The following is a 21,138-nucleotide window of genomic DNA, read 5'->3' on the forward strand; positions in this document are numbered from 1 at the left end:
GGCGCCGCCCCCCCCCCCCCGGGTGCGCGCCGGCCCGCCAACACCAGCACACAACTGGTCAGGCAGTCGCTGCCCGGCGCCACGCGGGTGTTGAAGTTTCGGTTGCGCAGCATGGCGCCTATGGTGACGGCCGCACCGATCTGGCCGTTGGGGGCGTTCAGCACCATCCAGCGCTGGCCGCAGCGTTCCTGTTCCAGCCGGTTGAGCGACTGCGTCAGGCGCTGCACCGTGTTCTGGTCGATCTCGCCAGTGAGCGTCAGCTCGCAGCTGTCCGCGCGGCGTTGCAGCTCGATCCGTGTGTCGCTCGGCGCGTCGGGCTTGCCTGGGCCGGGGGGCGCCGCGCAGGCCGCGAGCAGCAAGGGCCAAGCCGCCCACCGGGTCCACCGCTTGATGTGTGTGAGTGTCATGTCCTAGGCCACCTCCTTGCCGGTTGAACCCGTGTCAGGCACGACGTGCTTGACACACTTGCTAAGATGCCATTGTCACCCGCAGCCTGGCTCCCCGTGCCAGGCCCGCGGGTGTTTTTCTTCCTTTCCGCCCCCTGGCAGGCGCGCATGGTTCGCGCGGCGCCGGGCATTTCATTTCGACGAACACATGCTCTTGTTGGCGATACTGATCGGTACCCTGGTGGCCGGCATCGGCAGCGTCTGGCTGGCCGCGGTGCTGAGCCTGGCGATGCTGGCGCGTTTCACCCAGCACATGTTGAGCCTGGCCGCCGGCGCCCTGCTGGCCACCGCCTTCATGCACCTCCTGCCGGAAGCCTTCAACAGCGATGCAGGCGCTAAGGAACTGTTTGCGCTGCTGCTGGGCGGGGTGGTTTTCTTCTTCCTGCTCGACAAGGCCGAGCTGTGGCACCACGGGCATGAGCACCACCAGGACCACCAGGACCACCAGGGTCACGCCGGCCACGACCATGGTCTTGCCCACACGCATGATCACGGGCACCACCACCATCATCACGACCATGGCCGCGCGGGTGGCGGCTGGGCGGTGCTGGCCGGTGACAGCGTGCACGCGTTCGGGGACGGCATCATGATCGCATCGGCCTTTGTGGCCGACATGCGCCTGGGCGTGGTTGCCGCGCTGGCGGTGCTGGCGCACGAGGTGCCGCACCACATGGGTGACCTGGTGGTGCTGCAGCAGACCTCGGGCACGCGGCGTGCGGCGCTGGTCAAGGTGTCTTTGGCAGGCACGGTGACGGCGCTGGGGGGCCTGACCGGCTACCTGCTGGTCAACTCCATGGCCGACTACCTGCCGTATTTCCTGGTCCTGGCGTCCAGCAGCTTCGTCTACGTGGCCCTGGCCGACCTGATCCCGCAGCTGCAGAAGAAGCTCGGCTTGCGGGAGACCGTTTCACAGATCTTCTGGCTGCTCGCGGGCATTGCCTTGGTGACCGTGGTCAGCGGCCTGGCGCACGGCGGGCATTGACCGCCCGGGGCGTGCGGGTCAGCCCTGTGCCACCGGCAGGCCCGGGGTGTTGCTCCATTCGCTCCAGCTGCCGGCAAACAGCGCCGCCCGGCCCAGGCCGGCGATCTCCATGGCCAGCAGGTTGGGGATGGCGCTGACGCCGCTGCCGCAGTGGTGCACCACGCTGGCGGGGTCGCGCCCGGCCAGCAGGGTGTCGAATTCCTGCCGCAGCTGGACCGCCGGCTTGAAGCGGCCATCGCTGCCGATGTTCTGGGTGAAGGGGCGGTTCAGCGCGCCGGGCACGTGGCCGGCGACCGGGTCCAGCGGTTCGACCTCGCCGCGAAAACGCGGTGCGGCGCGGGCGTCCAGGACGGTTTGTCCGGGTTGGCCCAGGCGCTGAAAGAGCTGCGCGGCGCTGGCCAGGGGCGCGTGCGACGCGCCCAGCACAAAGCGGCCGGGTGCGCGGGCGGTGCTGTCGGGGCCCGACGCGGTGGCGCCACCCGCCGCCTGCCAGGCCTGCAGCCCGCCGTCGAGCACGGCCACGGCCTCGTGCCCGCACCACTTGAGCATCCACCACAAGCGGCCACAGTAGTTGGCGCCCTGGCGGTCCATCACCACGGCCTGCATGTCCGACGAGAATCCGACGCGCGCGAGCCAGGCGGCGAACTTCTCGCGCGAGGGCAGGGGGTGGCGCCCGCCCGATGCGGCGTCGCTGGCGCCGGTCTTGTCGCTGAGGTCGCGGTCCAGGTGCACGTACACGGCGCCAGGCAGGTGGGCCTCGGCGAACTGTTGTTCGCCCGCGGCCGGGTTGGTGAGCTCGAAGCTGCAGTCGAAGACCATCAGCGGCCGGCCGCTGGCTTGCAGGGCCTGGAGCTGCGCGGCGTCGATCAGGGTGGTGTAGGGGGTGTTGTTCATGCGTGTTCCTCTGCGGGCCCGTCGGGCACCTCGTGTTCGCGCAGCACAGTGGCAGCAATGCCGCTGACGATGATCAGGGCCATGCCGGCCCAGCCGATGGCGGGCATGCGGTCGCCGAAGATGAGCAGGCCGTACAGCGCGGCGAAGACGATGCCCGAATATTGCAGGTTGGCCACCACCAGTGTGGCGCCGCTGGCGTAGGCTCGGGTCATGCACAGCTGGCCCAGCACCGCCAGCAGCCCGATGGGCAGCAGCCACAGGGCGGCCTGCCAGTCCCAGGGCGACGTGCCGGCGATGGCCATGCCCGCGGCGCCTGCGAGCACCGCGCCGACCGAGAAGTAGAACACCGTGCGACTTTCCGGCTCGCCTACCCGGGACAGGGCCGACACCTGCAGGTAGGCCAGGGCGGAGGTCACGCCCGAGGCCAGGCCGACGATGGCGCCGATCACCTGGTCGGGGGCCAGCGTGGGACGCAGCACCATGGCCACGCCCGCGAAACCGGCCAGCACGGTGGCAAACAGCGGGCCCTGGCGGCGCATGGGCGCGTTGCGGCCCTGCAGCAGCAGCGCGCCGCCGAGCAGGAAGGTGGCGATCCAGATGCTGCTCATGTAGTTGAGCGTCATGGCCGTGCCCAGCGGCAGTTGGGCGATCGAGTAGAACCAGGCGGTCAGCGAGATGGTGCCGACCACGGCGCGCCAGAGGTGCATCATGGGCACCTGGGTGCGCAGTGAGACGCCGCGCGCCCGGGTCAGCCCCAGCAGGAACAGCACACCGATCGCACCCCGGTAGCAAACGATCTCGAAGCTGTTGAAGTGGCTTGATGCGAACTTGATGCACACCCCCATGGTGGCGAACAGCAGCGAGGCCAGCAGCATCCACAGCGCCTGCAGCGTGCGGGCCGGCTGGGCGGGGGCGGTCGACGCGGTGATGGTCAGCCTTTCAGCGCATCGCCCAACTGGCGGCGGTACCACTCGTGGAAATGCTGCATGCCGTCTTCCATGGGGCTCTGGTAGGGACCAACTTCGTTGTCCCCGCGCTGGAGCAAGGCCTTGCGGCCAGCGTCCATGCGTTCGGCGATCTCGTCGTCCTCGACGCAGGTCTCCATGTAGGCGGCGCGCTGTGCCTCGACGAATTCGCGCTCGAAGGCGGCGATCTCCTCGGGGTAGTAGAACTCCACCATGTTGAGCGTCTTGTCAACGCTGATCGGGTGCAGGGTGGAGACGGTCAGCACGTGGGGGTACCACTCCACCATGATGTGGGGGTAGTAGGTCAGCCAGATGGCGCCGTGTTCGGGCATCTGCCCGTTGCGGTACTGCATCAGCTGCTGGTGCCAGCGCTGGTAGACCGGGCTGCCGGCCTTGCCCAGCAGGTTGGCCGCGCCCACCGTCTGCACCGAGTACTCGGGCTTGAACTCCCAGCGCAGGTCCTCGCAGGTGACGAAGTTGCCCAGGCCGGGGTGGAAGGGAGCGACGTGGTAGTCCTCCAGGTAGACCTCGATGAAGGTCTTCCAGTTGTAGTTGCAGGTGTGCAGCTCCACGTGGTCCAGCACCATGCCCTCGAAGCTCAGCGCCTCGCGCGGTCCCATGTTCGCCAGGTCGGTGGCGATGTCGCGGCCATTGTCCTCGAACAGCAGGCCGTTCCATTCGCGCAGCGGATAGCGCTTGAGGTCCAGGCAGGGGTCTTGCGCGAAGTGCGGGGCGCCCAGCAGGTTGCCCAGTTGGCCGTTGGCGTGGCCGCCGCCGTTGTAGGTCCAGCGGTGCAGCGGGCACACGATGTGGCCGCCGGCGCTGCCCTTGGCCTGCTGACTCAGGTTGCCCCGGCCCTGGAGCATCACGGCCTGGCGGTGGCGGCAGACGTTGGACACCAGCTCCACGCCCTGGGCGGTGCGCACCAGCGCCCGGCCCTGGCCTTCGTGGGGCAGTGCGTGGTAGTCCCCGAGGTTGGGAACCGCGTTCTGGTGCCCCACGTAGCGGGGCCCGCGCTGAAAGATGGTCTCCAGTTCGCGCTGGAAGAGCGCCTCGTCGAAGTAGCTGGGAACTGAGAGTTGGCTTGCGGCCTGCTGCAGTTGAAGACTTAAATCAGACATCGTGGTCCTGACCTAGAGACTCCCCCTATGAAGGGGCAGGGTAAGCGCTGGATGACGTGTACGTCAGCGCGGAAGGGGGGGATAGAGCCCGGGCTCCTGGAAACAAAAAGGTGTTGATTCTACCCCGACCCCTCTGGCGGGGCGGGCGTGCTGTCTTCGTCCCGCCAAGAGGCGGGGCGCCTAAAATGTGCGGTTTTTGCGTGTGTTGCGCATCGGTGGCCTTGCTGGCCGCTGTGAGCGCTCCCTGTTTGACACTGTCCATGCCCAAAGCCACCGCCTCACCGGCACCCATCCCCCCCGCCAACTACGAGGCTGCCCTCCAGGAGCTTGAGCAACTGGTGGCCGCCATGGACGCCGGGCAGCTGCCGCTGGACCAGTTGCTGGCCCAGTACCAGCGCGGGGCCGAACTGCTCAAATTCTGCCGCGCCCGGTTGGACGCGGTCGAGCAGCAGATCCGCGTGTTCGAGAACGGGGAGGCGCAGCCATGGTCGCCTCAATGAGCACCACGCCTTCGTTCGATCTCGCGTCCTGGAGCCGCACGCGGCTGCAACAGGTGGAAGATGCCCTGGGCGCATGGGTGCCGGCCGACGCACCCGCCGGCCTGGGCGACGCCATGCGTTATGCGGTGCTGGACGGTGGCAAGCGCCTGCGCCCGCTGCTGGTGCTGGCGGCGGCCGAAGCGGTGGCGGGCGACGCCCACGCCGCCCTGCGCGCGGCCTGCGCGGTCGAGCTGATCCACGCCTATTCGCTGGTGCACGACGACATGCCCTGCATGGACAACGACGTCTTGCGCCGGGGCAAGCCCACGGTGCATGTGCGCTTTGGCGAGGCCCAGGCCCTGCTGGCCGGCGATGCACTGCAGGCCCTGGCCTTCGAACTTTTGCTGCCGGGCGACGACGCCATGCCGGCGGCGGTCAGCGCCGGGCTGTGCCGGCTGCTGGCCCTGGCGGCGGGCGCCCAGGGCATGGCCGGTGGCCAGGCCATCGATCTCGCCAGCGTTGGCCGGGCGCTGGACCAGGCGGCGCTGGAGAACATGCACCGCAAGAAGACCGGCGCCTTGCTGCAGGCCAGCGTGCTCATGGGCGCCGCCAGCGGCCAACCCCCGGAAGGCGTGACGCAGACCCTGGCCGACTACGGCGCCGCGCTGGGCCTGGCCTTCCAGGTGGTGGACGATGTGCTGGACGTGGTGGCCGATTCGGCCACGCTGGGCAAGACCGCCGGCAAGGACGCCGCCAGCGACAAACCCACCTTCGTGTCGCTGCTGGGGCTGGACGACGCCCGCGCCTACGCGCAGCGCCTCATGGAGCGCGCCCTGGACGCCTTGTCGCGCAGCGGCCTGCCCGACACGCAGGCGCTGGCCGCGCTGGCGCGGCAGGTGGTGGAGCGCTCGTTCTGAGCGCCGCCATCCTTCTCAAAGAAAGAACGATCCCGTGACGAGTGCCTTGTTGCCCACCATCCAATCCCCGGCCGACCTGCGCCGCCTGGCGCGCGCGCAGCTGCGGCCGCTGTCCGACGAACTGCGGCAGTTCCTGCTGGAGAGCGTGGCCAAGACCGGCGGCCACCTGAGCTCCAACCTCGGCACGGTGGAACTCACGGTCGCGCTGCACTATGTGTTCAACACGCCCGAGGACCGCATCGTCTGGGACGTGGGCCACCAAACCTACCCGCACAAGATCCTGACCGGGCGGCGCGAACGCATGCACACCCTGCGCCAGCTGGGCGGCATCAGCGGCTTCCCGCAACGCAGCGAGAGCGGCTACGACACCTTCGGCACGGCGCATTCGTCCACCAGCATCTCGGCGGCCCTGGGCATGGCCGTGGCCGCGCGTCAGAAGGGGGAGGACCGGCACGCCATCGCGGTGATCGGCGACGGCGCCATGACCGCCGGCATGGCCTTCGAGGCGCTCAACAACGCCGGTGTCGAACACTGCAGGCTGCTGGTCATCCTCAACGACAACGACATGTCCATCAGCCCGCCGGTGGGCGCGCTCAACCGCTACCTGGCGCAGCTGATGAGCGGGCAGTTCTATGCAGCGGCCAAGAACGTCGGCAAAAGCGTGCTCAAGCCGGTGCCGCCGCTGTTCGAGTTGGCCAAGCGGCTGGAGCAGCAGGCCAAGGGCATGGTGGTGCCGGCCACGCTGTTCGAGAAGTTCGGCTTCAACTACATCGGCCCCATCGACGGCCACGACCTCGAATCGCTGATTCCCACGCTGGAAAACATCAAGCAGCTGAACGGTCCCCAGTTCCTGCACGTGGTCACCAGGAAAGGCCAGGGCTATAAATTGGCCGAGGCTGACCCGGTGGCCTACCACGGGCCAGGCAAGTTCGATCCCGCGGTGGGCCTGACGCCACCGGCCACGCCACCCAAGACCACCTTCACCCAGGTGTTTGGCCAGTGGCTGTGTGACATGGCCGAGGCCGATCCGCGCCTGGTCGGCATCACGCCGGCCATGCGCGAGGGCTCGGGCATGGTGGAGTTTCACAAGCGTTTCCCCGACCGCTACCACGACGTCGGCATCGCCGAGCAGCACGCGGTCACCTTCGCCGGCGGCCTGGCCTGCGAAGGCCTGAAGCCGGTGGTGGCGATCTATTCGACCTTCCTGCAGCGCGCCTACGACCAGCTCATCCACGACGTTGCCTTGCAGAACCTGCCGGTGGTGTTCGCGCTGGACCGCGCCGGCCTGGTGGGTGCCGATGGGGCCACGCACGCCGGGGCCTACGACATCCCCTTCGTGCGCTGCATTCCCCACATGGCCATGGCCTGCCCGGCCGACGAGGCCGAATGCCGCCAGCTGCTGAGCACCGCCTACGCCCAGAACCACCCGGTGGCCGTGCGCTACCCGCGGGGTGCCGGTGTCGGCAAGGCCGTGCCGGCGGGCCTGGAAGGCCTGCCCTACGGCAAGGGTGAGATGCGGCGCCAGGGCCAGGGCATCGCCTTGCTGGCCTTTGGCACCCTGCTGTACCCCGCGCTGGAGGTGGCCGAACGCCTCAACGCCAGCGTGGCCAACATGCGCTGGGCCAAGCCGCTTGATGTCGAGCTGCTGCGCGAGTTGGCGCGCACCCACAGCGCGCTGGTCACGCTGGAAGAGGGGGCCGTCATGGGCGGTGCGGGCAGCGCCGTGCTGGAAGCCTTGCAGGCCGAGGGCCTGTGCTTGCCGGTGCTGCAGCTGGGCCTGCCCGACCAGTTCATCGAACACGGCGATCCGGCCAAGCTGCTGAGCCTCCAGGGCCTGGACGCTGCCGGGATAGAGCGGTCCATCCGGGCCCGTTTTGCGCCCCTTTTGGGTGCACCTGTGGTGGGGTTGGAGGCGGGCTGATTTTTCCCGAAAGCCGCCGTGAAAATTTTTCACGGCTTGCGCAGCAGTTTGACCACTTTCAAGGGAAAACCCCCAATTTTTGAGGGTGGCCGCTTCCTACAATTCGCTGGCCTTCGCATCTGGACCAGCGGTACTTTTAAGCCGACGGTCCTCAACAATTCAACTGGAGTCAAACCCCACCATGGATCGTCGTTCCATCATCAAACATGCGGGCATCGCCGGTGTGCTGGCCGCTGGTGCCGCCCCCGCCGTGCACGCCCAGGCCGCCATCCGCTGGCGCCTGACCTCCAGCTTCCCCAAGGCGCTGGACACCATTCACGGCGCGGCCGACGTGTTCGCCAAGAAGGTCAACGAGATGTCGGGCGGCAAGTTCTCGGTGTCCGTGCACGCGCCCGGCGAAATCGTGCCGGCCTTCGGCATCGTCGACGCGGTGCAGCAAGGCACCGTGGAAGCCGGCCACACCGCGCCCTACTACTACTTCGGCAAGGACGACACCTTCGCCATGGGCACGGCCATTCCCTTCGGCCTGAACAGCCGCCAGCTGACCGCTTGGTACTACGACGGCAACGGCCTCAAGCTGTTCCGCGAGTTCTACGACCAGTACAACATCGTCAACTTCCCCGGCGGCAACACCGGTGCCCAGATGGGCGGCTGGTTCCGCAAGGAAATCAAGACGCTGGCCGACATCAAGGGCCTGAAGATGCGCATCGGCGGCTTTGCCGGCAAGGTGATGAGCCGCATGGGCGCCGTGCCACAGAACATCCCTGGCGGCGAAATCTACCAGGCGCTGGAAAAAGGCACCATCGACGCCACCGAATGGATCGGGCCGTACGACGATGAAAAGTTGGGCTTCCAGAAGGTTGCCAAGAACTACTACTACCCGGGCTGGTGGGAAGGTGGCGCGCAGCTGGACTTCTACATCAACAAGGCCGCGTTCAACGCGCTGTCGACCGAGAACAAGGCCATCGTGGAGTGCGCTGCTTCGCACGCTCACACCACCATGCAGGCCATGTACGACGCCCGCAACCCGGTCGCGCTCAAGCGCCTGGTGGCCAACGGCGCCAAGCTGCTGCCTTTCCCCAAGGCGGTGATGGACGAGGCCTACAAGCAGGCCATGGAGCTGTACAGCGAGCTGAACAACAGCAACCCGCACTGGAAGAAGATCTACGCCGACTACTCCAGCTTCCGCAAGGACCAGAACCTGTGGTTCCGCTTCACCGAGGCGCGTTTCGACAGCTTCATGCAGGCTGCCAAGCTGTGATTCCCTGCGGCCACGGGCCTTCGGGCCTGTGGCGGTCGAAAACCCTGCGCCGTGTGCCCCACGCCGCAGGGTTTTTTCATGGGCGCGGTGATTCGGCCAGCGACTGCGACCAGCGTTCGAACTCGGCCCACATCTCGGGCGAGGCGGCGTGGAAGGTTTTCAGGGGGCCGTGGCCGGCCCGCACCAGCAAGCGGGGCGCGATCAGCCACTCCCAGCCGCGCAAGCGCATGAAGCGCACGTAGGTCACCTCGGCGAGCGCGACCTTTTTCTCCCAGAACCAGTCTTGCGACAGGGTGGACATGGTCAGCGTGGTGCGGCTGCGCAGCAGGACCACGCCCATGTAGACGACCAGGGCCAGTCCAACGACCAGCCACGACAGCAGACCACCATCGACCGCTGGCGCGTCCTGGCCAAACAGCAGGCGCAGGGCCCAGATCGCCAGCATGGCGAGGCTGGCGACCAAGATGAGGCGATAACTCGGGCCGTAGGCACTGGCGACGGTGAGGGCCTGCCGGGGGGCGAAGACAGGCGGCGCCAGGGGATCGGCTGTGGTGGTGTGGGTGTGTGGATTCATGGAAAAAAGGCCACCTTGGGGTGGCCTTTCTCGGGTTGTTGAAACACCGGCCTTGAAGGCCGCGTGATTATTTCTTCTCTTGCTTGAGCTGGCCTTCCAGCGCCTTGGCCGGGTCTTCGGCCGCGTCGGCCTCTTTGCCGGCCTCCAGGCCGTCCATGCTGGCGCCCCCTTCGGAAGAGGCTTCACCCTCCTCGGTCGGCGGTGCATCGATCTGCACGCTGTTGACGTCCACATCCACCGCCTTGTCGAGGAAGGCCGTGACCGTCTCTGGCACGAAGATCACCACCGCGACCAGGATGAGCTGCATCAGCACCCAGGGGATGGAGCCCAGGTAGATGTCCTTGGACAGGATGGGCTTCTCGATCCGCTTTTCCTTGAACAAGGTGTCCGAGATGCCGCGCAGGTAGAACAACGCGAAGCCGAAAGGCGGGTGCATGAAGCTGGTCTGCATGTTCACGCACAGCAGCACGCCGAACCAGATCAGGTCGATGCCCATCTTGTCGGCGATGGGCGCGAGCATGGGCACGATGATGAAGGCGATCTCGAAGAAGTCCAGGAAGAAGGCCAGGAAGAACACGAAGACGTTCACCGCGATCAGGAAGCCGGTGGTGCCGCCGGGCAGGTCGGACAGCATGTGCTCGACCCAGCGGTTGCCATCGACGCCCTGGAACACCATGGAGAACACGCGCGCGCCGATCAGGATGAACACGACCATGGCGGTCAGCCGCATGGTGGCGCTCATGGCTTCCCACATCATCTTGGGGGACAGCCGCTTGTGCATGGCCGCCAGGATGAGGCCGCCGACGCAGCCCATGGCGCCCGCTTCGGTGGGGGTGGCGATGGCCACGTTGAGGCCGGGCAGGCCGCCCATGGAGCCCAGCACGGCAAAAATCAGGATGGCCGAGGGGATGATGCCGCGCAGGCACTTGCTCCACAGGGCCCAGCCATTCAGGGTGCGGGCTTCGATCGGCACGCCCGGCAGGTAGTGGGGGCGCAGGCGGCTGAGCAGGAAGGTGTAGCCCACGAAGATCAGGATCTGCAGGATGGACGGGCCCCAGGCGCCCTTGTACATGTCACCGACCGAGCGGCCCAGCTGGTCGGCCAGCACCACCAGCACCAGCGACGGCGGCACCAGTTGCGTGATGGTGCCCGAGGCCGCCAGCACGCCAGTGGCGTAGCGCATGTTGTAGCCGTAGCGGATCATCACCGGCAGCGAGATCAGCGCCATGGCGATCACCTGGCCGGCCACGGTGCCGGTGATGGCGCCCAGGATGAAGCCCACCAGGATCACCGAGTAGCCCAGACCGCCGCGCATGGGGCCGAACAACTGGCCCATGGAGTCCAGCATGTCCTCGGCCAGGCCACACTTCTCCAGGATGGCCCCCATGAAGGTGAAGAAGGGGATGGCCAGCAAGAGGTCGTTCGACAGGATGCCGAAGACGTTGAGTGGCAGGTTGGACATGAAGGAGGCGGGGAACCACCCCATCTCGATCGCATAGAAGCCACAGGCCAGGCCCAGGGCGCCCAGTGAAAATGCGACCGGAAAGCCGATCAGCATCGTCACCACCAGGCCCGCGAACATCAGCGGGGGAAAATTTTCAACGGTCATCAAGTCGCTCCAATGGATGGGTCGGCGGTGCTTATTGCAGGGGTTTTTCGTAATGGATGTCGAGCTTGATCACACCACCCACGTACAGCAGCCGCTTGATCACCTCCGCCAGGCCCTGGATGAACATGAGCGCGAAGCCCACGGGCAGCAGGAGCATCGCGGGCCAGCGGATCAGGCCGCCGGCGTTGCTGGACATTTCGCCCGAGTGATACATGCTCAGGAAGAAGGGCCAGGTGAGGTAGACCATCAGGCCACACAGCGGCAGCAGGAAGAAGATCAGGCCGAACAGGTCGACGTAGGCGGGGCCGAAACCCTTGAGCTTGCCGTAGACGATGTCCACGCGGACGTGCTCGTTGACCTTAAGCACATAGGGGGCGCCCAGCATCACGGCTGCCGCGAACAGATACCATTGGATTTCGAGCCAGCCGTTGGACGTGATGTCCAGGCCATAGCGCACAAAGGCGTTGCCTGCTGAAATGAGGGCCGCGGCCGTGACGGCGAAGGCGGCCAGGTTGCCCAGCTTCTCCATCAGCCAGTCGACGGCGTGGAGCGTCTTGATCAATAGTTGCAGCACTGCTGTTCTCCAGATTCGGTTCACCCATGGGGGTGAGGAGCCCGAGATTATCGGGGTTGACTATGATCCACGGCGCCCTCCGGCCTCATCGCTAACCCTTGTTTGAATTTTTTTCATTGCCGCCCCAGCCATTTTGAAGCGGCTGCGGTCACTGCGCCACCGAACATGAACCTCCAAGTCAAGATCCTCGATCCCCGCATGGCCGATCAGCTGCCCGCCTACGCCACACCCGGCAGCGCCGGGCTGGACCTGCGGGCCTGCCTGGACGCGCCCCTGCTGCTGGCGCCCAACGCCTGGCAACTGGTGCCCACGGGCCTGGCCATCCACCTTGATGACCCGGGCTACGCCGCGCTGATCCTGCCGCGCTCTGGCCTGGGGCACAAACACGGCATCGTGCTGGGCAACCTGGTGGGCCTGATCGACAGCGACTACCAGGGCCAGTTGATGGTCAGCGCCTGGAACCGCAGCGACGTGGCCTACACCCTGCAGCCCATGGAGCGGCTGGCGCAGCTGGTCATCGTGCCGGTGGTGCAGGCGCAGTTCCGGGTGGTGGACGAGTTTGACGGTGCCACCGAACGTGGCGCCGGCGGTTACGGTTCCACCGGCAAGGGCTGATGGCCGCGTGGCTCAGTGCAGCGTGGCGTCCGGCGGCGAGCCGGTTTGCACGTTGAAAAAGCCCGTGCCCAGGCTGCCCTTGCCGATTTCGTCTTCGGTGGCTTCGCGCACCGCGTGGATGCGCAACTGCAGGCGCAGCGCGATGCCGGCCAGCGGGTGGTTGCCGTCCATCACCACGTGTTCGGGGTAGATCTCGCTCACGAAATACAGGCGGTCGCGCGGCGCCTCGGGGTTGCAGCCTTCGGGCAAGCCTTCGAAGGCCATGCCAATTTCCAGCTCGGCGGGAAAACGTGACAGCGGCTCCAGGAACAGCAGTTGGTCGTCGAAGTCGCCAAACGCATGTTCCGGCTCCAGGTGCAGCTCGACCTTGTCGCCGGGTTCGTGACCCAGCAGGCCTTCCTCGACCTTGGCCAGGAGGTCGCCGCCGCCAACCAGGAACTCCACCGGCTCGTCCGATTCGTCCAGCAATTCGCCCAGCGTGTCCTTGAGCGTCCAGCTCAGCGACACCACACATTGTTCCGAAATTTTCATCGCACAATTGTCCCATGATCTCCCCTGTCACCCACGGCTCGCCGCCCGCTCCCGACCAAGCGCTCGCCCTGCTGGGCGGTCTCACGCCCGCGCAGTTCATGCGCCGCCATTGGCACAAGAAACCGCTGCTCGTGCGCCAGGCCGTGCCCGGCTTCGTGCCGCCGCTGGACCGCAAGGCCCTGTTCGATCTGGCCGCCCGCGAGGGCGTGGAGTCGCGCTTGGTGGCGCATGGCGGCAAGGGCTGGTCCATGCGGCAGGGGCCCTTCGGCCGGCGCAGCCTGCCTGCGCTGGAGCAGGCGCGCTGGACGCTGCTGGTCCAGGGCGTGGACCTGCACAGCGATGCCGCGCATGCCCTGTTGAGCCAGTTCCGCTTCGTGCCCGATGCGCGGCTCGATGACCTGATGGTGTCCTGGGCCAGCCCGGGCGGCGGCGTCGGCCCGCACTTCGACAGCTACGACGTCTTCCTGCTGCAGGCCACCGGCCAGCGCCGCTGGCGCATCGGTCGCCAGAAAGACCTCAGCCTGGTGCCCGGCCTGCCGCTCAAGGTCCTGCAGCATTTCGAGCCCGAGGAAGAGTGGGTGCTCAACCCCGGCGACATGCTCTACCTGCCGCCGCGCTGGGCCCACGACGGTGACGCCGTGGGCGGCGACTGCATGACCTGCTCGATCGGGTTCCGCTCGCCACAGCGTGGCGGGCTGGCCGCGGAGCTGGCGCTGCGCATTGCCGACGAACACGAAGACGAGGTGCTCTACCGCGATCCGCAGCAGCCCGCCACCGACACCCCGGCGCGCCTGCCGCTGGAATTGCAGGCCTTTGCCGCCGAAGGCCTGCGCCGCCTGCTGGACAACGAGACCATGCTGGCCTGCGCGCTGGGCGAGGTGCTCACCGAGCCCAAGCCCACGGTGTGGTTCGACGAGCCGGCGCAGGTGTGGGCGGGCGGAGCGCTGCGGCTGGACCGCCGCACCCGCATGATGTACGACGAACGCCACGTGTTCATCAACGGCGAGAGTTTCCGCGCCGGTGGCGCCGATGCCCGCCTGATGCGCAACCTGGCCGACCGGCGCGCGCTCGGCGAGCGGGAGCTGGCCCGAGCCAGCGAAGGGGCGCGTGGCCTGTTGGCCGAGTGGTTCGATGCCGGCTGGCTGGTGCCCGACGGTGGCGACGCGCAGCCGTGACGGACACCGACGTCACGGGTGAACGGGGTCTGGCGCCGGCCTGGCCCGAGGGCCGGTTCACCGGCCGCCCGGCTTTCCAGGACCTGCTGGTTCACGGCCTGCAATGTGCGGCCGAGCGGGGCTGCCGCACGGTCTGGCTGTGCGATCCGGACTTTGGCGACTGGCCGCTGGGCGAGCGCCGGCTGGTCCAGGCGCTGGACCGCTGGTGCGCGACCACGCGGGTCAGCCCGGTGGCGCAGATCCGGGTGCTGGGGCAGTCTTTTGCCGACATGCGCCTGCGCCACGGGCGTTTTGTGCAGTGGCGCTCACTGTGGTCGCACCGCGTGCAGGTGCGGCTCTGGTCGGCGGGGCAGGACCGGCTGCCCGGCATGCTGTGGACGCCCGACTGGGTGCTGCAGCGCCTGGACCCCGAGCGCGATCAGGTGGTGGCGAGCACCGACGCGGCCCAGCGCGCCGCGGCGGAGGAGCGCCTGCAACAGCTCTGGCAGGCGGCCCGCCCGGCGTTCCCGGACACCTCACTCGGCTTGTAGATACAAAAAACCACACTTTTCACAAAGAATGAACTTCACCGGGTAAATACCATTGACTTTCGCGTTTATGATTGCGGCCGGCCACAACCTGACCAGATGCTGACAAGGTTGCTGCCCTGCGGCCGCGCCACGCATCGGGGGTGACCGGTTGCAGCCCCCTGATTCACCCGAACATCTACTCAGAGCTCTGACACCATGAACAAGTCTTTCATTTTCGCCGCCGTGTTGGCCGCCGCGACCCTGGCCGCCTGTGGCAAAAAAGAAGAAGCACCGGCTGCTGCTCCCGCACCCGCTGCCGCCCCGGCACCTGCCGCTGAAGCCGCTCCGGCCGCCGCACCTGCTGCCGCCCCTGCCGCTGACGCTGCTGCTGCCCCCGCAGCAGCTGCTCCGGCCGCTCCCGCTGCCGAAGAAGCCAAGAAGCCCTGAGCCTGAGTGTGCTCAGGCCGCCATGCGCGGCCTGACGCATGTGCACAACCCCGCCCTGGAGGCGGGGTTTGTCGTTTTTGGGAGGGCTTTTACGTCAATCTTGCGCGTAGGTCCGGGCGGCCTGCCGCAGCGCCTCTGCCACCTTCTGGCGCAGCTCGGGGGGCGCCAGCACCTCGCAGGCCGCGCCGTGGCGCAGGATGTCGCCCACCAGCTCGCGGTCGTCGGCGTAGGGCAGTTCCAGCACGTAGCGGCCCTGCGCGTCGAACTGCCCCACCTGTTCCGGGTGCCACTGCTCGCCGTTGACCCAGCGGGCACGCTGGGCATCGAAGCGCAGGCGGGCACGCGCCCTGGGCGCGCCGCTGAAGATGCCGTAGCCGCCCTGGGTGGCCTGCTTCAGCGCCTGGGGGTCCATGTCGATGGCCGCGGGTCCGTCGTCCAGCACGCGGCAGCGCTCGATCGCGTCGACAGCGAAACTGCGCAGTCCGTCGCGCAGGTGGCACCAGGCGTCGAGGTACCAGTTGTCGCGGTAGTGCACCAGTTGCTGCGGCGACACCGTGCGCTCCACATGCTCACCCGTGGCGCGGTTGAAATGGCGCAGCCACAGGCGGTGGCGCCGAAGCGTGGCGCTGGCCACGGTGTCGAAGGCGGTGGGTGGCAGGCGGCGCTGGCCGGCGTGCACCACCCGGATGCGCTGACCCAGATCCAGGCTGTCCAGGTCGGCGTCGTGCAGCAGGTGCGACAGGCGCTCGCGCAGGGGCCCCAGCTTGGCACCCAGCCAGCCCGGGGCCAGTTCGCTCAACAGGTGCTGCAGCGTCACCAGGGCCACCAGCTCCTGCGGGGTCAGCCACATGCCGGGCAGCTCGCGCCGTTCGGTGCCAGGCGCCAGGCGGTAGCCGCCGGCCAGGCGGTCGTAGACCACCGGCAGGCCCAGGCGCCCGCGCAACTGGGCCATGTCGCGCTTGAGCGTGGCGATCGAGATGTCCAGCGCGGTGCACAGTTCGTCGCTGGGCACGGCGTGCCGGCTGGCCAGCAGGCTTTTGTAGCGGTAGAGGCGGTCGATTTCTTTCATGGGGCGAGCATGTCCAACGTCCGGATCATGCCCTGATACGCAAGCGTCCTATCGTGAGGCCATGGGCAAGGCGGTGGTCGCCGTGGCCCCGGACGTCGCAGGAGAGCATGCATGGCACCGATTCAGCAGTGGATGGCGGTTTTCACCCGTTGGGGGCAGGGCGTCGCCCACCTCGACGGGGCCTGGCTGGCCACCCGCCCAGGGCAAAGCTGGCGGGCGCCGCAGTCCAGCCACCCCGCGCCGCCGGCCTGGATGGTGCCGGCCTACCAGCGGCGCCGCCTGTCCGGGGACCGCCTGCGTGCGCGTTGACGTGGGCGGGTGTCAGCGGCTGTCGCCGAAGGCGGCGACGCCGGCCGCGATGCGGGTGAGCGTGGTCAGCCCGCACAGCGCGGCAAAGCCGCAGGCCAGTGGCACGAACCCGGCGGGCCACAGGCACATGCACACGAACACCGCGATGGTCTCGGTGCTTTCCGTGAGCCCACCCAGGTAGTGGAAGCCCTTGCGCGGAAAGGCCGTGCTGGCCAGGCCACGCCGGGCGGCCAGCACCGCGAAGGCCAGGAAACTGCTGCCCGTGCCCATGAAGCCGAACAGCAGCAGCGCTGCCGGCAGGCCGTTGCGCCCCGGGTCGGCCAGCGCGAAGGCCAGCGGGATGCTGGCGTAGAAGATGAAGTCGAGGGTGATGTCCAGAAAGGCGCCACGGTCGGTGGGCCGGCCCAGGCGGGCCAGGGCGCCGTCCAGGCCATCGGCCAGCCGGTTCAGGGCGATGGCCAGCAAGGCCAGCCGGGGGTGTCCGCTGGCGATCAGTGGCACGGCCAGCAGACCGATGGCGAATCCGGCCCAGGTCAGGGTGTCGGCGTGCAGGCCCCGGGCCTGCAGCGGCCGGGCCATGGCCGCCAGGGGGCGGCGCAGCAGGGTGTTGAGCGCGGCGTCAAGCATGGCCTTCCCCGATCTGGATCACACGGCCCCCCGGTGGCACGTCGGCGGGGTCGTGGGTCACCTGCAGCGTGGGCACGCCCTGCTGCTGCAGGCGCTCGAAGACCTGTGCGCGAAAACGGGTGCGCAGGCCGATGTCGAGACGGGAGAAGGCCTCGTCCAGCAGCAGTGCCTGCGGCTGGGCCAGCAGCGCGCGCATCAGGCTCACGCGCGCGCGCTGCCCGCCCGAGAGCGAGGCGGGGTCGCGGTCGTGTTGACCCGCCAGACCGATGTCGTCCAGGGTCCGCTCCACCTCGGCCCGCCGTGCCCGGGCGCCACGCAACGATGCCGGCAGCGCGAAGGCCAGGTTGTGGCCGACGCTGAGGTGGGCAAACAGCAGGTCGTCCTGGAACAGGATGCCGATGCGGCGCTGCTCTGTCGGCAACCGATCCACCCGGCGCTGACCCAGCCAGAGCGCGCCCTCGGCATGGAAGCTGGGGTCAAGGTCGCCGATCATCCAGTGCAGCAGGCTGGACTTGCCCGAGCCCGACGGCCCCATCAGCGTGAGCACCTCGCCGGGTGCAATCTGCAGCTCCAATCGCCGCAACAGCTGGGTGGTCGGCAAGCTCAGGTGGAAGGATTCGAGGCGAAGCATGGGCATGGGGTGGTGGGCTGGGTGACGGGCACCAAGCGGCGTCAGGCCAGGCCCCGGCGGCGCCGGCCCAGCCAGCGCCCGGCCAGGCCCGCCAGACCAAACGCCGCCCAGGGCAGCAGCACCTGCAGCAGGGCGTGCACCGCCAGCACGCGGCGGTTGCCGCCGGCGCTCAGGGCGATGGCTTCGGTGGTGACGGTGGCAAAACGCCCGCCTCCGGCGAACAGCGTGGGCAGGTACTGCGCCACGCTGACCGCAAAACCCACGGCCAGCGCGGCCAGCATGGGCCGGGCCAGCAGCGGCCATTTCACCCGCAGGCAGGCCAGCAGCCGAGACAGGCCCAGCGCCCGCGCGGTCGACATCAGGCGGGGGTCGACCGCGCGGTAGGGACCGGCCAGGCACACCACCGTGTAGGGCAGCACCCACATCAGATGGCTCCACAGCAAGCCGCTCGCGCTGCCGTCCAGCCGCCACGCGAGCAGCACCGTGTATTGCCCGGCCGCCAGCGGCAGGGCCGGCACGACCAGGGGCAGGTAGAGCAGGGGGGTGAGCCGTGGCGGCGCCCATTCCAGCCACAGCAGCGCCGCGGGCAGGCACAGTAGGCACGAGGCCGTGGCCAGCCACAGGGTGGTCAGCAAGGGAGCCCAGTCGGCCCGCGCCCACGCCGCCAGCGTGAGCGCCTCGGGCCACCGGGCGGGGAAGAACCAGGCATCGGCCACCGACCACAAGGCCAGCACGCCGACCACAGCGACACCGGGCAGCAGCAGCGTGCCCAGCGCCAGCGACCGGCCCCAGCCCCAGCCCTGGCCGCCCGGTGCGTGGCGCCGGCCGTGGGGATAGGGCCTGCAATGGCGCAGGCCGTGCCAGCCGGCCCAGGCCACACCGCCCAGCGCCAGCAGCAGGGCCAGCAGGCCCCAGGCCGCCGCCGCGCCACGGGCCTGCAGCGCCGGGTCCGGGTCGGTCAGCCAGCGCCAGGCCAGCACGGCCAGGGTGGGCGGGTTGTTCGGCCCCAGCACCAGGGCCATGTCGACCACCGACAGGCTGTAGCCCAGCACCGCCGCCAGCGGCCAGCCCAGGCGCGGCAGCAACTGCGGCCACAGCACCAGGCGCCAGGTCTGCCAGCGGCCGTAGCCCAGGCTGCGCGCGACCGCCATCTGCCGCGCCACGGCCTGCTGGCCCAGCGCCGCCGCCAGCATCCACAGCAGAAAGGCGCACTCTTTCAGGCCCAGAGCCAGCGCCAGCGCGAGGCCATCCGGGTCCTGCACCGTGGGCCAGTCGGGCGGGGCCGACCAGCCCAGGACCGGCGCCAGCGCGCGCGCCAGCCAGCCCGAGGGCGAGAGCAGGAAAAACAGGCCCACCGCGTAGGCCGCGTGGGGCACCGACAGCCACAGGGGCAACTGGCGCTGCAGGCGCGTCCAGTCGGTGCCGGGGTAGCAGGCCATGGCGATGGCGGCTGCCAGCAGGCAGGCCAGGCCCGTGCCCAGCGTGGCCGACACCAGGGTTGCGCGCAGTGCCTGTGGCCATTGCGTGTCGGCCCACAGACCCGCCCAGGTGCCACCATCCAGGGCGGGCAGCAGGGCGCCGTGCAGCCCGGGCAGCAGTGGGCCCAGGATCAGCAGCACCGGCAAGCCCGCCCACAGGCGCGGCCAGGGCGTGTGGGCTGGGCGGGCTTGTCTGAAGGGCCACACGGCGGGCGGTTCGGTCAACGCTGGCCGTAGCGCCGTTGCCACTCGGCTTCCAGCGCCTGGACCCAGCTGGCGTCGGGCTCGGGCAGGGTGGGCACCGCTTCGGTCAGGGCGCCGGGTGGGGGCTGGCGCAGGCGCTCGCGCCACGCGGCCGGCAGCCGGTCGGCGCTGAGCACGCTGCCGTCGCCCCAGACCGCGGTGTCGGCCTTGTGCGCCTGGGCTTCGGCGGAGAGCAGGAAGTTGGCGAACACCTGGGCCCCGGCGCGCGCGCGCGCGTTGGCCGGGATGGCCAGGAAATGCACGTTGCCGATGGTGCCGCCGCTGAAGCCAAAGCTGTAGACGCTGGCCGGCAGCTGGCGGCTGGCGATCAGGTGGGCACCTTCGTTGGGGTTGAAGCTGAGCGACAGCAGCAGTTCACCGTCGGCCAGCATGCGGTGCATCTCGGCCGCGCTGGTGGCAAAGCCACGGCCACCGCGCCACTGCAGCGGGTGCAGCTGGTCCAGATAGGCCCAGAGCGGCGCGGTGGCGTGGGCCAGCGTGGCCGGGTTCACCGGTTGCTGCAGGGCGCCACGGTCCGGTGTCAGCTCGATCAGCAACTGCTTGAGGAAGGTGGTGCCGTGAAAGTCGGGTGGGCGCGGGTAGCTGGTGCGACCTGGGTGGGCACGGGCGAAGGCCAGCCACTGCGCGGCCGAGCGCGGCGGCACGGGCGTGTGGACGCGGTTGGCCATGAAGGTCAGCTGCGCCGTGCCCCAGGGCGCTTCGAAGCCGTCGGTGGGGAGCGAAAAATCGCTGCGCACCGGTTTGGCGGTGTCCACCAGCGGCCAGTTCGGCAAGGCCTCGGCCCAGGGGCCGAACAGCGCGCCGGCCAGCTTCAGCTGGCGGAAGTTCTCGCCGTTGAGCCACACCAGGTCCACGCTGCCGTCGCTGTGGCGTCCGGCGGCCCGTTCGGTCAGGAGGCGCTTGACGACCTCGGCGGTGTCGGCCACCTTCACATGCCGGACCTCCACGCCATGGCGCCGCCTGGCCTCGGCCGCGGCCCAGGCGATGTAGGCATTGCTTGCCTCGCCGCCGCCCCAGGCGTTGAAAAACACGGTCTGGCCCCGCGCCTCGGCCTCGGTGCGTGCCCAGTCGCCGCTGGTCTGGGCGTGGCCGCTGCCGGTGGCGGCAGCGGCCATCAAGGTGCTGATGAACTGGCGGCGTTGCATGGTGGGTGGGGACTCCAAAGGCCAAAAGCTTACACGGCGCGGCATCCGCGCCACGCCAGGGTCCGCGATACGCCATGCCGCGTGCGCCCTTGTCAGAATGTCAAGCACAAGCTGCGATACTTTGACCAATGGCCCTGAATGCCCTGTTGATCGACGCCGATGCCGAGCGCGCCCACGCGCTGGACGCGGCCCTGCGGGTGTTTGATCCCGAAGCCCGGGTGGCGGTGTTGGGTGGCTTGGCCGAGGCCAGGCAGCGGCTGCTGGCCGGCCCGGCGCCCGACCTGGTGGTGGTGGCCTTGGACCTGCCCGATGGGGACGTGCTGGACGCCGGGCTCGATTGGGCGCGCTGGCCCTGCCTGGTGCGGGTGGCGCCGGGCGAGGAGGCCCTGGCCGCGCGGGCCATGCGCTGCGGTTTCAGCGACTACTTCATTGCCGATGCCGGCCACGGCTACCTGCACACCTTCCCCGAGCAGGTGCGCGCCTTGCTGGGCAAGCAGGATACCCTGCAGCGCCTGCGTCACACGGTGGAGCGGCTGGACCTGGTGCTGGGTGCGGTGGACCTGGGCCTGTGGGACCGCGACCTGCGCACCGGCCG

At 68.9% G+C, this 21,138-nt stretch carries 23 protein-coding genes; 10 read left to right on the forward strand and 13 right to left on the reverse strand.

The window, feature by feature from the left end; all coding sequences use genetic code 11:
* The coding region (locus tag AAHB17_RS21835) for a hypothetical protein (RefSeq protein WP_342133079.1) at positions 1-407 on the reverse strand (407 nt) is incomplete at its 3' end.
* A gap of 187 nt (positions 408-594) precedes the next feature.
* Between AAHB17_RS21835 and AAHB17_RS21840 the strand changes: the two genes are divergently transcribed.
* Positions 595-1,428 carry a ZIP family metal transporter gene (locus tag AAHB17_RS21840; protein ID WP_342133081.1) on the forward strand — a complete coding sequence of 278 codons (834 nt, stop codon included), beginning with the start codon at positions 595-597 and terminating at the stop codon, positions 1,426-1,428.
* An 18-nt stretch (positions 1,429-1,446) separates the two neighbouring features.
* On the opposite strand, the gene AAHB17_RS21845 is transcribed toward AAHB17_RS21840, so the two are convergent.
* From AAHB17_RS21845 to AAHB17_RS21855, 3 genes are read right to left on the reverse strand one after another with little or no spacing between them, the layout of a single operon-like run.
* Entirely contained in the window at positions 1,447-2,322 is an 876-nt protein-coding gene (locus tag AAHB17_RS21845; RefSeq protein WP_342133082.1) for a sulfurtransferase, read from the reverse strand.
* Positions 2,319-3,212 (reverse strand): DMT family transporter, encoded by an 894-nt coding sequence (locus AAHB17_RS21850; RefSeq protein WP_342133117.1) that lies wholly within the window; start codon positions 3,210-3,212, stop codon positions 2,319-2,321. Before AAHB17_RS21850 ends, AAHB17_RS21845 begins: the two co-directional genes overlap by 4 nt.
* 41 nt (positions 3,213-3,253) lie before the next feature.
* Positions 3,254-4,408, reverse strand: coding sequence for an aromatic ring-hydroxylating oxygenase subunit alpha (locus tag AAHB17_RS21855; RefSeq protein ID WP_342133083.1), 1,155 nt, complete (start codon positions 4,406-4,408; stop codon positions 3,254-3,256).
* A gap of 260 nt (positions 4,409-4,668) precedes the next feature.
* Between AAHB17_RS21855 and xseB the strand changes: the two genes are divergently transcribed.
* From xseB to AAHB17_RS21875, 4 genes are all read left to right on the forward strand, one after another.
* Entirely contained in the window at positions 4,669-4,908 is a 240-nt protein-coding gene (gene xseB / locus AAHB17_RS21860; protein ID WP_342133084.1) for an exodeoxyribonuclease VII small subunit, read from the forward strand.
* A complete protein-coding gene (locus AAHB17_RS21865) occupies positions 4,893-5,804 on the forward strand; it encodes a polyprenyl synthetase family protein (protein ID WP_342133086.1) in 912 nt (303 codons plus the stop codon). The genes xseB and AAHB17_RS21865 overlap by 16 nt, the downstream gene beginning before the upstream one ends.
* 34 nt (positions 5,805-5,838) lie before the next feature.
* The gene (gene dxs, locus AAHB17_RS21870; RefSeq protein WP_342133088.1) at positions 5,839-7,725 is read left to right on the forward strand and encodes a 1-deoxy-D-xylulose-5-phosphate synthase; all 1,887 of its coding nucleotides are present in this window, start codon (positions 5,839-5,841) and stop codon (positions 7,723-7,725) included.
* Between the two features lie 181 nt (positions 7,726-7,906).
* A complete protein-coding gene (locus tag AAHB17_RS21875) occupies positions 7,907-8,986 on the forward strand; it encodes a TRAP transporter substrate-binding protein (RefSeq protein ID WP_342133090.1) in 1,080 nt (359 codons plus the stop codon).
* Between the two features lie 76 nt (positions 8,987-9,062).
* Here the strand turns inward: AAHB17_RS21875 and AAHB17_RS21880 are convergent, their stop codons facing one another.
* The 3 genes from AAHB17_RS21880 to AAHB17_RS21890 all read right to left on the reverse strand — a co-directional run bounded on the left by AAHB17_RS21880 (position 9,063) and on the right by AAHB17_RS21890 (position 11,698).
* Positions 9,063-9,560: a hypothetical protein gene (locus AAHB17_RS21880; protein WP_342133091.1), complete on the reverse strand. Its 498-nt coding sequence runs from the start codon at positions 9,558-9,560 to the stop codon at positions 9,063-9,065.
* Positions 9,561-9,627: 67 nt separating this feature from the next.
* Positions 9,628-11,169, reverse strand: coding sequence for a TRAP transporter large permease (locus AAHB17_RS21885; RefSeq protein WP_342133093.1), 1,542 nt, complete (start codon positions 11,167-11,169; stop codon positions 9,628-9,630).
* 31 nt (positions 11,170-11,200) lie between these two features.
* A complete protein-coding gene (locus AAHB17_RS21890) occupies positions 11,201-11,698 on the reverse strand; it encodes a TRAP transporter small permease subunit (protein WP_342133118.1) in 498 nt (165 codons plus the stop codon).
* Between the two features lie 210 nt (positions 11,699-11,908).
* Between AAHB17_RS21890 and dut the strand changes: the two genes are divergently transcribed.
* The gene (gene dut / locus AAHB17_RS21895; RefSeq protein ID WP_342133095.1) at positions 11,909-12,358 is read left to right on the forward strand and encodes a dUTP diphosphatase; all 450 of its coding nucleotides are present in this window, start codon (positions 11,909-11,911) and stop codon (positions 12,356-12,358) included.
* Between the two features lie 12 nt (positions 12,359-12,370).
* On the opposite strand, the gene AAHB17_RS21900 is transcribed toward dut, so the two are convergent.
* Positions 12,371-12,889: an FKBP-type peptidyl-prolyl cis-trans isomerase gene (locus AAHB17_RS21900; RefSeq protein WP_342133097.1), complete on the reverse strand. Its 519-nt coding sequence runs from the start codon at positions 12,887-12,889 to the stop codon at positions 12,371-12,373.
* A gap of 14 nt (positions 12,890-12,903) precedes the next feature.
* Between AAHB17_RS21900 and AAHB17_RS21905 the strand changes: the two genes are divergently transcribed.
* The 3 genes from AAHB17_RS21905 (at position 12,904) to AAHB17_RS21915 (ending at position 15,020) form a co-directional block, all read left to right on the forward strand.
* Positions 12,904-14,064, forward strand: a complete 1,161-nt coding sequence (locus AAHB17_RS21905) for a JmjC domain-containing protein (RefSeq protein ID WP_342133099.1) — start codon at positions 12,904-12,906, stop codon at positions 14,062-14,064.
* Positions 14,061-14,594 (forward strand): hypothetical protein, encoded by a 534-nt coding sequence (locus AAHB17_RS21910; RefSeq protein WP_342133100.1) that lies wholly within the window; start codon positions 14,061-14,063, stop codon positions 14,592-14,594. Before AAHB17_RS21905 ends, AAHB17_RS21910 begins: the two co-directional genes overlap by 4 nt.
* 195 nt (positions 14,595-14,789) lie before the next feature.
* A complete protein-coding gene (locus AAHB17_RS21915; protein WP_342133101.1) occupies positions 14,790-15,020 on the forward strand; it encodes a hypothetical protein in 231 nt (76 codons plus the stop codon).
* Between the two features lie 94 nt (positions 15,021-15,114).
* Here the strand turns inward: AAHB17_RS21915 and AAHB17_RS21920 are convergent, their stop codons facing one another.
* Positions 15,115-16,089: a helix-turn-helix transcriptional regulator gene (locus tag AAHB17_RS21920; RefSeq protein WP_342133102.1), complete on the reverse strand. Its 975-nt coding sequence runs from the start codon at positions 16,087-16,089 to the stop codon at positions 15,115-15,117.
* Between the two features lie 111 nt (positions 16,090-16,200).
* Between AAHB17_RS21920 and AAHB17_RS21925 the strand changes: the two genes are divergently transcribed.
* A complete protein-coding gene (locus tag AAHB17_RS21925) occupies positions 16,201-16,398 on the forward strand; it encodes a hypothetical protein (RefSeq protein ID WP_342133103.1) in 198 nt (65 codons plus the stop codon).
* Between the two features lie 12 nt (positions 16,399-16,410).
* Here the strand turns inward: AAHB17_RS21925 and AAHB17_RS21930 are convergent, their stop codons facing one another.
* From AAHB17_RS21930 to AAHB17_RS21945, 4 genes are read right to left on the reverse strand one after another with little or no spacing between them, the layout of a single operon-like run.
* Positions 16,411-17,025, reverse strand: coding sequence for a CDP-alcohol phosphatidyltransferase family protein (locus tag AAHB17_RS21930; protein ID WP_342133105.1), 615 nt, complete (start codon positions 17,023-17,025; stop codon positions 16,411-16,413).
* On the reverse strand, positions 17,018-17,662 hold the full coding sequence (locus AAHB17_RS21935) for an ATP-binding cassette domain-containing protein (protein ID WP_342133107.1): 645 nt from the start codon (positions 17,660-17,662) through the stop codon (positions 17,018-17,020). Before AAHB17_RS21935 ends, AAHB17_RS21930 begins: the two co-directional genes overlap by 8 nt.
* A gap of 35 nt (positions 17,663-17,697) precedes the next feature.
* Positions 17,698-19,341, reverse strand: a complete 1,644-nt coding sequence (locus tag AAHB17_RS21940) for an ABC transporter permease (RefSeq protein WP_342133109.1) — start codon at positions 19,339-19,341, stop codon at positions 17,698-17,700.
* A gap of 14 nt (positions 19,342-19,355) precedes the next feature.
* On the reverse strand, positions 19,356-20,543 hold the full coding sequence (locus tag AAHB17_RS21945) for an ABC transporter substrate-binding protein (RefSeq protein WP_342133111.1): 1,188 nt from the start codon (positions 20,541-20,543) through the stop codon (positions 19,356-19,358).
* Positions 20,544-21,138: the final 595 nt, after the last annotated feature.

The sequence above is a fragment of the Hydrogenophaga sp. OTU3427 genome (genome assembly GCF_038440225.1).
Lineage (GTDB): Bacteria > Pseudomonadota > Gammaproteobacteria > Burkholderiales > Burkholderiaceae_C > Hydrogenophaga.

What these genes read in the sequence shown, in the direction of transcription:
- xseB (WP_342133084.1), top strand. Translation starts at nt 4,669, where the DNA reads ATGCCCAAAGCCACCGCCTCACCGGCACCCATCCCCCCCGCCAACTAC.
- AAHB17_RS21925 (WP_342133103.1), top strand. Translation starts at nt 16,201, where the DNA reads ATGGCACCGATTCAGCAGTGGATGGCGGTTTTCACCCGTTGGGGGCAG.
- AAHB17_RS21930 (WP_342133105.1), bottom strand. Translation starts at nt 17,025, where the DNA reads ATGCTTGACGCCGCGCTCAACACCCTGCTGCGCCGCCCCCTGGCGGCC.
- AAHB17_RS21945 (WP_342133111.1), bottom strand. Translation starts at nt 20,543, where the DNA reads ATGCAACGCCGCCAGTTCATCAGCACCTTGATGGCCGCTGCCGCCACC.
- AAHB17_RS21935 (WP_342133107.1), bottom strand. Translation starts at nt 17,662, where the DNA reads ATGCCCATGCTTCGCCTCGAATCCTTCCACCTGAGCTTGCCGACCACC.
- AAHB17_RS21845 (WP_342133082.1), bottom strand. Translation starts at nt 2,322, where the DNA reads ATGAACAACACCCCCTACACCACCCTGATCGACGCCGCGCAGCTCCAG.
- AAHB17_RS21915 (WP_342133101.1), top strand. Translation starts at nt 14,790, where the DNA reads ATGAACAAGTCTTTCATTTTCGCCGCCGTGTTGGCCGCCGCGACCCTG.
- AAHB17_RS21840 (WP_342133081.1), top strand. Translation starts at nt 595, where the DNA reads ATGCTCTTGTTGGCGATACTGATCGGTACCCTGGTGGCCGGCATCGGC.
- AAHB17_RS21865 (WP_342133086.1), top strand. Translation starts at nt 4,893, where the DNA reads ATGGTCGCCTCAATGAGCACCACGCCTTCGTTCGATCTCGCGTCCTGG.
- AAHB17_RS21905 (WP_342133099.1), top strand. Translation starts at nt 12,904, where the DNA reads ATGATCTCCCCTGTCACCCACGGCTCGCCGCCCGCTCCCGACCAAGCG.
- AAHB17_RS21900 (WP_342133097.1), bottom strand. Translation starts at nt 12,889, where the DNA reads ATGAAAATTTCGGAACAATGTGTGGTGTCGCTGAGCTGGACGCTCAAG.
- AAHB17_RS21875 (WP_342133090.1), top strand. Translation starts at nt 7,907, where the DNA reads ATGGATCGTCGTTCCATCATCAAACATGCGGGCATCGCCGGTGTGCTG.
- AAHB17_RS21885 (WP_342133093.1), bottom strand. Translation starts at nt 11,169, where the DNA reads ATGACCGTTGAAAATTTTCCCCCGCTGATGTTCGCGGGCCTGGTGGTG.
- AAHB17_RS21890 (WP_342133118.1), bottom strand. Translation starts at nt 11,698, where the DNA reads ATGGAGAAGCTGGGCAACCTGGCCGCCTTCGCCGTCACGGCCGCGGCC.
- dut (WP_342133095.1), top strand. Translation starts at nt 11,909, where the DNA reads ATGAACCTCCAAGTCAAGATCCTCGATCCCCGCATGGCCGATCAGCTG.
- AAHB17_RS21855 (WP_342133083.1), bottom strand. Translation starts at nt 4,408, where the DNA reads ATGTCTGATTTAAGTCTTCAACTGCAGCAGGCCGCAAGCCAACTCTCA.
- AAHB17_RS21920 (WP_342133102.1), bottom strand. Translation starts at nt 16,089, where the DNA reads ATGAAAGAAATCGACCGCCTCTACCGCTACAAAAGCCTGCTGGCCAGC.
- AAHB17_RS21880 (WP_342133091.1), bottom strand. Translation starts at nt 9,560, where the DNA reads ATGAATCCACACACCCACACCACCACAGCCGATCCCCTGGCGCCGCCT.